This window comes from Nocardioides sp., assembly GCF_031422975.1.
GTDB lineage: Bacteria > Actinomycetota > Actinomycetes > Propionibacteriales > Nocardioidaceae > Nocardioides.
On the sequence record NZ_JANPEO010000132.1, the window covers coordinates 1 to 6,053 of the forward strand.

Annotated in this window: 5 protein-coding genes and 1 tRNA gene; 4 read left to right on the top strand and 2 right to left on the bottom strand. The window is 68.7% G+C overall.

Annotated elements, in window-relative coordinates:
- Window positions 1-535 precede the first annotated feature (535 nt).
- Window positions 536-1,801, bottom strand: a complete 1,266-nt coding sequence (tyrS, locus tag RMO85_RS04275) for a tyrosine--tRNA ligase (RefSeq protein WP_397203076.1) — start codon at window positions 1,799-1,801, stop codon at window positions 536-538.
- A gap of 105 nt (window positions 1,802-1,906) precedes the next feature.
- On the opposite strand from tyrS, the gene RMO85_RS04280 reads away from it, so the two are divergent.
- Both RMO85_RS04280 and RMO85_RS04285 read left to right on the top strand, forming a co-directional pair.
- Entirely contained in the window at window positions 1,907-3,310 is a 1,404-nt protein-coding gene (locus tag RMO85_RS04280) for a serine/threonine-protein kinase (RefSeq protein WP_310526682.1), read from the top strand.
- A gap of 250 nt (window positions 3,311-3,560) precedes the next feature.
- Entirely contained in the window at window positions 3,561-4,187 is a 627-nt protein-coding gene (locus tag RMO85_RS04285) for a hypothetical protein (RefSeq protein WP_310526683.1), read from the top strand.
- A gap of 121 nt (window positions 4,188-4,308) precedes the next feature.
- Here the strand turns inward: RMO85_RS04285 and RMO85_RS04290 are convergent.
- Window positions 4,309-4,382: transfer RNA gene (locus tag RMO85_RS04290), tRNA-Ile, on the bottom strand.
- 70 nt (window positions 4,383-4,452) lie between these two features.
- On the opposite strand from RMO85_RS04290, the gene RMO85_RS04295 reads away from it, so the two are divergent.
- Both RMO85_RS04295 and RMO85_RS04300 read left to right on the top strand, forming a co-directional pair.
- Window positions 4,453-5,193, top strand: a complete 741-nt coding sequence (locus RMO85_RS04295; protein ID WP_310526684.1) for a thermonuclease family protein — start codon at window positions 4,453-4,455, stop codon at window positions 5,191-5,193.
- 78 nt (window positions 5,194-5,271) lie between these two features.
- The gene (locus tag RMO85_RS04300) at window positions 5,272-6,018 is read left to right on the top strand and encodes a PIG-L deacetylase family protein (RefSeq protein WP_310526685.1); all 747 of its coding nucleotides are present in this window, start codon (window positions 5,272-5,274) and stop codon (window positions 6,016-6,018) included.
- Window positions 6,019-6,053: the final 35 nt, after the last annotated feature.

The window sequence follows — 6,053 nt, forward strand, 5'->3', positions numbered from 1 at the left end:
CTGTCAGAAATTATTGTCCTACATCAAAGAAACCACCACCACAACCACACACACCAAAAAAGGCGTCCATAAGCCATGATGACGGGGCAAAACAAACTAATTCGTCGACTATGACACACTGTTGAGTTCTCAAACATCAGACGCACACCGCGCTCATCCACTTTCGTGACTTCGCTGCGGCAGCTGATGGTCGTACTGTATGAGGCGTGTTTCCGCAGGAGCAAATCCTGGGCACTCGCACCTCGCCCCTCTCAGCGTCTCGAACCTGCAAGGCCCGACGTGGTGAGAGAGAGTGGCCGACTCGGGAGCCGGAAGCCCGGCCTTCTGGCCTTGCTTCCCGCCGCATCCCGGCGACAGGACAGAACATTAGGCAGATGCGGGCGATCATGCAAATCCAAATCGTGTGACGGCGGCCACAGATGCTTGCCAATCAGCGTTTGTGCAGGTCAGCGGCTTGTGAGCGGTCTGCAGACAGCCGTGTCTCCGAGCGTGTCGCAGGCGTCCTGCCACGCCCAGGCTCAGCGCGACCTCGGCGTCAGCGGACCCGGACGCCGGCGAAGTTCTTCTTGCCGCGACGCAGCACCAGCCAGGAGCCACCGAGCAGGTCGCCCTCGACGGGCACCAGGTCGGGGTCCTCGATCCGGGTGTTGTTGAGGTAGGCCCCGCCCTCCGCGACGGTCCGCCGGGCCTCCCCCTTGCTCTTGGCGAGCCCGGTCTCGACGAAGAGGTCCACGACCGACGGCATGGCGTCTCGCGTGGCCGCGGTGGTGCCCGCCTCGCTCAGGGCGGCGGCCAGGGTCGCCGCGCTCAACGCGTGGAGGTCACCGCCGCCGAAGAGTGCGGCCGCTGCGGCCTTGGCCTGCTCGGTCACGCCCGCGCCGTGCACCAGCGTCGTCACCTCGTCGGCCAATCGCTTCTGCGCTGCTCGCAGGAACGGCTTCTCGGCGGTCTGCGCCTCGAGCGCCTCGATCTCGCTCCGACTCAGGAGCGTGAAGATCTTGAGCATCTCCACGACCTTCTCGTCCTCGACGTTGAGCCAGAACTGATGGAAGGCGTAGGGCGACATCATCTCCGGATCGAGCCACAGGGCGCCGCCCTCGGTCTTGCCGTACTTGGTGCCGTCGGCCCTGGTCACGAGCGGGGTCGCGAAGGCGTGGGCCTGGCCGCTCGAGGCACGCCGGATCAGCTCGGCGCCACCGGTGATGTTGCCCCACTGGTCGGAGCCGCCGAACTGGAGCGTCACGCCGTGCTCGTTGTACAACGACAAGAAGTCCATCGACTGCAGCAGGACGTAGGAGAACTCGGTGTAGCTGATGCCCGACTCGAGGCGCCGCTTGACCGTGTCCCGCGCGAGCATGCGGTTGACCGGGAAGTGCTTGCCGACCTCTCGCAGGAAGTCGATCACCGACATCGACGCCGTCCAGTCGTAGTTGTTGACGACCGTCGCGGCGTTGTCGCCGTCGAAGCTGACGAAGCCGGAGACCTGTCGCCGTACTCGCTCGGTCCAGTCCTTGACGGTGTCCAGGCTGTTGAGCGTGCGCTCGCCGGAGTCCTTCGGGTCGCCGATCATCCCGGTGGCGCCGCCGACGAGGATGTACGGCGTGTGGCCGGCGTCCTGGAGCCGGCGGGCCGTCACGAGCTGGAGGAGATTGCCCATGTGGAGACTCGGCGCGGTCGGGTCGAAGCCGACGTAGAAACGAACACTCCCGGCACCCAGGGCGGCGCGTAGTTGCGCCGGGTCGGTCGAATGGGCGACGAGGCCTCGCCATTCGAGTTCGTCGAGAACGTTCGGGGTAGACACGCTGGTCCTTCCGGTGGGGATCTGCCTGGTGCGCTGGCGGCCCAAGCCTGCCAGACGTGGTCCGCGCCTAGCATGTGAGTTCACACCCGAGGGAAGGGCACCACGTTGATCGCAGGCAGGTACTCGCTCGGGCGCGAGCTCGGGCGCGGCGGCATGGGAGCCGTCTATCTGGCCCACGACGAGGTCCTCGGCCGTGAGGTGGCGATCAAGCGCATCGGCATGTTGCCGGGGGCGACCAGTCCCGACCTCGCGCGCGCCGAACGGGAGGCCCGGTTGGCGGCGATGCTCAACCACCCCCACGTCGTGTCGGTCTTCGACCTCGTGACCGACCAGGACCACCAGTGGCTGGTGATGGAGTACGTCGAGGGCGAGTCGCTCGCCGAGCGGATCCGCAGCGGCGGCGTCCTCGACCACGCCGAGGCAGCCCAGATCATGTGGCAGGTCGCGGACGGCCTCACGTCGGCCCACCGAGCAGGCATCACGCACCGTGACGTCAAGCCGTCCAACATCCTCGTGACCGCCGACGGACAGGCCAAGCTCACCGACTTCGGCATCGCGCGATCCCAGGCGGATGCCAGCCTGACTCAGACCGGTCTCGTCACGGGGTCGCCGGCCTACCTGGCCCCGGAGGTCGCGTCGGGCACCGGCGCGGGCATGGCCAGCGACGTGTGGTCGCTGGGCGCGACGCTCTTCCACGTGCTGGCCGGCAAGCCGCCGTACGACGTGAGTGCCAACCTCATCGGCGGGCTCTACAAGATCGTGCACGAGGAGCCGCCACGGCTCACCGACGCCGGCGCGTTCGACGAGCTGCTGCGCGCGACGATGGCCAAGGAGCCGGCCGACCGGTGGCCGATGGAGCGCGTCCGCGACCGGCTCGCCCAGATCCGGCGTGATCCGGCCGCGGTCGGCGTGACGTCCATGCGGGTGGTCGACCACCAGGCCGGGCCCGCGACCGAGGTGCTCGCCCCGATCCTGACGGCGCCGGTCGCGACGACAGAGATCGCTGCCACACCCGCTGCCGGTTCCTCCGAGAGCCGGCGCACGCCGTGGGTGTGGCTCGCCGCGATCGGGGCCGCCGCGATCGCGATCGTGATCCTGGTGATCGCGCTCACCGGCAGCGACCCGAGCGATCAGGCGAGCGACCAGCGCACCTCCCAGCCCACCAGTGAACCGACCTCCGATGCCCCCTCGACCCCAGCCGCCAACACCCGCCGAGAGATCACGGCCTTCATCGGCACCTACCTCGCGACCGCCCCCACCGACCCCGAGGCGACGTTCGCGATGCTCACTCCGCAGTTCCAGGCCGAGTCCGGAGGCATCCAGGGCTACAGCGGCTTCTGGCGGACCATCGCCACGGCCGCACCCAGCAACATCAAGGTGGACGCGGAGGCGCTGACCGTGTCGTACGACGTCGCCTATCGCACGGTGCGCGGCGGCAGCGACAGCGACTCGGTGCAGCTCCAGCTCCAGCGCACGGACGGCGGTTACCTCATCGCCGGCGAGAGCTGACCCCCGGAACCGGTGCTGGGCGACGAACTCAGGGGCGCTCTCGTCACCTGGATCGAGAGAGGACCTGTCCCTCCGCCGAAGGCAGGACTCTCTGGGCCGTTGACCCCCACCGAGTTCGAGACCATCATGACCAAGCCGGCCACCCAGGCCGCGTGACCCCACCTGTCACCTGATTCAACAGACCCACACAACCGACCCACCCGACGGCCATCGGGCCGCCGACCACCTCACCAGCAGAGACGGCCCCCTCATGAACCCTCGCCAGAAGCCCGCACTCCGGCTCACTGCCGTGATCGCCTCGATCGCTGCAGCCGGGTTGCTTTCCTCTCCTTCGTTCGCCGCGTCCCCCGATTCCGACGGTGACGGCATGCCGAACCGGTGGGAGCTCAAGCACAACCTCAACCCGCAGATCGCCAACGCCAAGGGCGACCCCGATCACGACGGCCTGCGCAACATCGCCGAGTACCGAACCGGCGCCCTCCCGCAGGACGAGGACACCGACAACGACGGCGCCGACGACGGCGACGAAGTCCACGACGGTTTCGCCTCCACCGACGTCGACGACGCCGACACCAACGACAACGGCGTCCTCGACGGCGACCAGGACGCCGACCACGACGGCGTCGACAACGAGGACGAGGACGACGCCGACGAGGCCTGCGTCGCCGACGACGACGACAACGACACCGACGGGATCGACAACGAGGACGAGAACGACTTCGGCACCAAGGTCAACGATGCCGACTCCGACGACGACGGCACCCCCGACTCCGCCGAGGACTCCGATGACGACGGGGTCGACAACGCCACCGAGGACGACAGCCAAGACGACAGCGACGACCAGGGCGAGGACGAGCAGGACGAGTGCGAGGACTGACCACCTGAGCTGACAGCGTCCCCGGACTCGTGCGCGAGTTCGGGGACGATTCGTTCCCACCTGGTGCAGGTCGGCGCGACCGACCGACGTTTCCCTTGCGTCTCGTCAACCCGAACTTCGGTGGGGCGGGTGGGGCTCGAACCCACGACCCAGGGATTATGAGTCCCTTGCTCTAACCGACTGAGCTACCGCCCCTCGAACGGGCGCAGCCTACGCAATCTCGCGTTCGCCAGACACCGTGGTCAGGGGCGGGGAGCATTCACAGGTGCGCCGACTCCTCTTCCCCCTCGTCCTGTTCGCACTCCTGGTCGCCGAACCGGTCGTCGACGCCGACGTGCTCACGTCGTCGGCCGCGGCGGGGACGGACATGGACTGCAGCGACTTCACCACCCAGGCGGCGGCCCAGGCGTTCTTCCTCAATGCCGGCCCCGGTGACCCGCACCGACTCGACGGCGATGGCGACCGTGTGGTGTGTGAGTCGAATCCGTGCCCGTGCATCGGAAGCGGCGCCCCGGTGCCCCTGGTCGGGCAGACGACGGCTCCGACGCCGACGAGCGACACGAATCCCGACGGATCCGGCACCAGCGGCCCCGTGCAACGACACTGGGGCAACGTCGTCAAGGTCACCGACGGTGACACCTTGCAGGTGCGGATCGAAGGGGTGGGAGTGCGGTCGGTGCGCATCCTCGGCATCGACACCCCGGAGGTGTACGGCGGACGCGAGTGTGGCGGCGACGCCGCATCGGCGCAGATGGCGCTGCTGGCGCCGGTCGGCTCACGCGTGCAGCTCGAGTCGGACCCGAGCCAGGCGGATCGCGATCGCTACGGCCGGTGGCTGCGCTACGTCGCTCGCAAGCGCCTCGACGTGGGGCGCGAGCAGATCCGCCGCGGCCTGGCCCGGACCTACGTCTACCGCAACGATCCGTTCCGACGGACCCGCGAGTACCAGCGCACCGAGCAGGTCGCGCACGACCTGCTGCGCGGGTCGTGGGACCTGTGCTGGTGAGACCCGTCAGTCGGTGACCTGGACCGCGTGCATGCGCTCCACTGGTCGGCGCCGACCAATTGCGGGATGCTCGGTGGCATGAGCGAAGAGCGTCCGGCCTTCCAACCGCTGCCCGAGGACTGGGAGCGCGCGCTGTGCATCGTGGCGCACCCCGACGACCTGGAGTTCGGCGCCGCCGCTGCGGTGGCGCGATGGACCGGCCAGGGCAAGCAGGTCGTCTACTGCATGGTGACCAGCGGCGAGGCCGGCATCGACGGCCTTCACCCCGACGAGTGCCGCGCGGTGCGCGAAGCGGAAGAGGTGGAGTCGGCTCGAGTCGTGGGTGTGAGCGAGGTCGAGTTCCTCGGGCAGCCGGACGGCATCGTGGAGTACGGCGTCGCGTTGCGGCGTGTGCTGGCGGAGGTGATCCGGCGGCATCGGCCCGACGTCGTCATCACCGGCAACTTCCGCGACTCGTGGGGCGGGGCGTCGTTGAACCAGGCCGACCACATCGCCGTCGGTCGGGCCGTGCTGGACGCCGCGCGGGACGCGGGGAACCGGTGGATCTTCCCCGAGCAGCTGTCCTCCACCCTCGAGCCGTGGGGCGGCGTGAAGGCTGTCTGGGCCGCCGGCTCGCCCGAGTCACGCCACGCCGTCGACACGACCGAGACGTTCGACCGCGGCGTGGCCTCGCTCGAGGCGCACCGGGCCTACATCGACGGGCTCGGCTGGGAGAACTGGGACCCGCGCGAGTTCCTCGAGGGGATGGCGCGGCAGGTCGGCCAGTCGCTCGGCGTCGCGTTCGCTGCGCCGTTCGAGGTCTACTCGCTGGGCTTCGGGGAGTGAGTGAGGGCGTTGGCGCCGTTCAGCGTCGCAAGGTC

Excerpts from the sequence above, each read along its gene's own strand:
- RMO85_RS04300 (WP_310526685.1), top strand. The coding sequence starts at position 5,272 with ATGAGCGAAGAGCGTCCGGCCTTCCAACCGCTGCCCGAGGACTGGGAG.
- RMO85_RS04285 (WP_310526683.1), top strand. The coding sequence starts at position 3,561 with ATGAACCCTCGCCAGAAGCCCGCACTCCGGCTCACTGCCGTGATCGCC.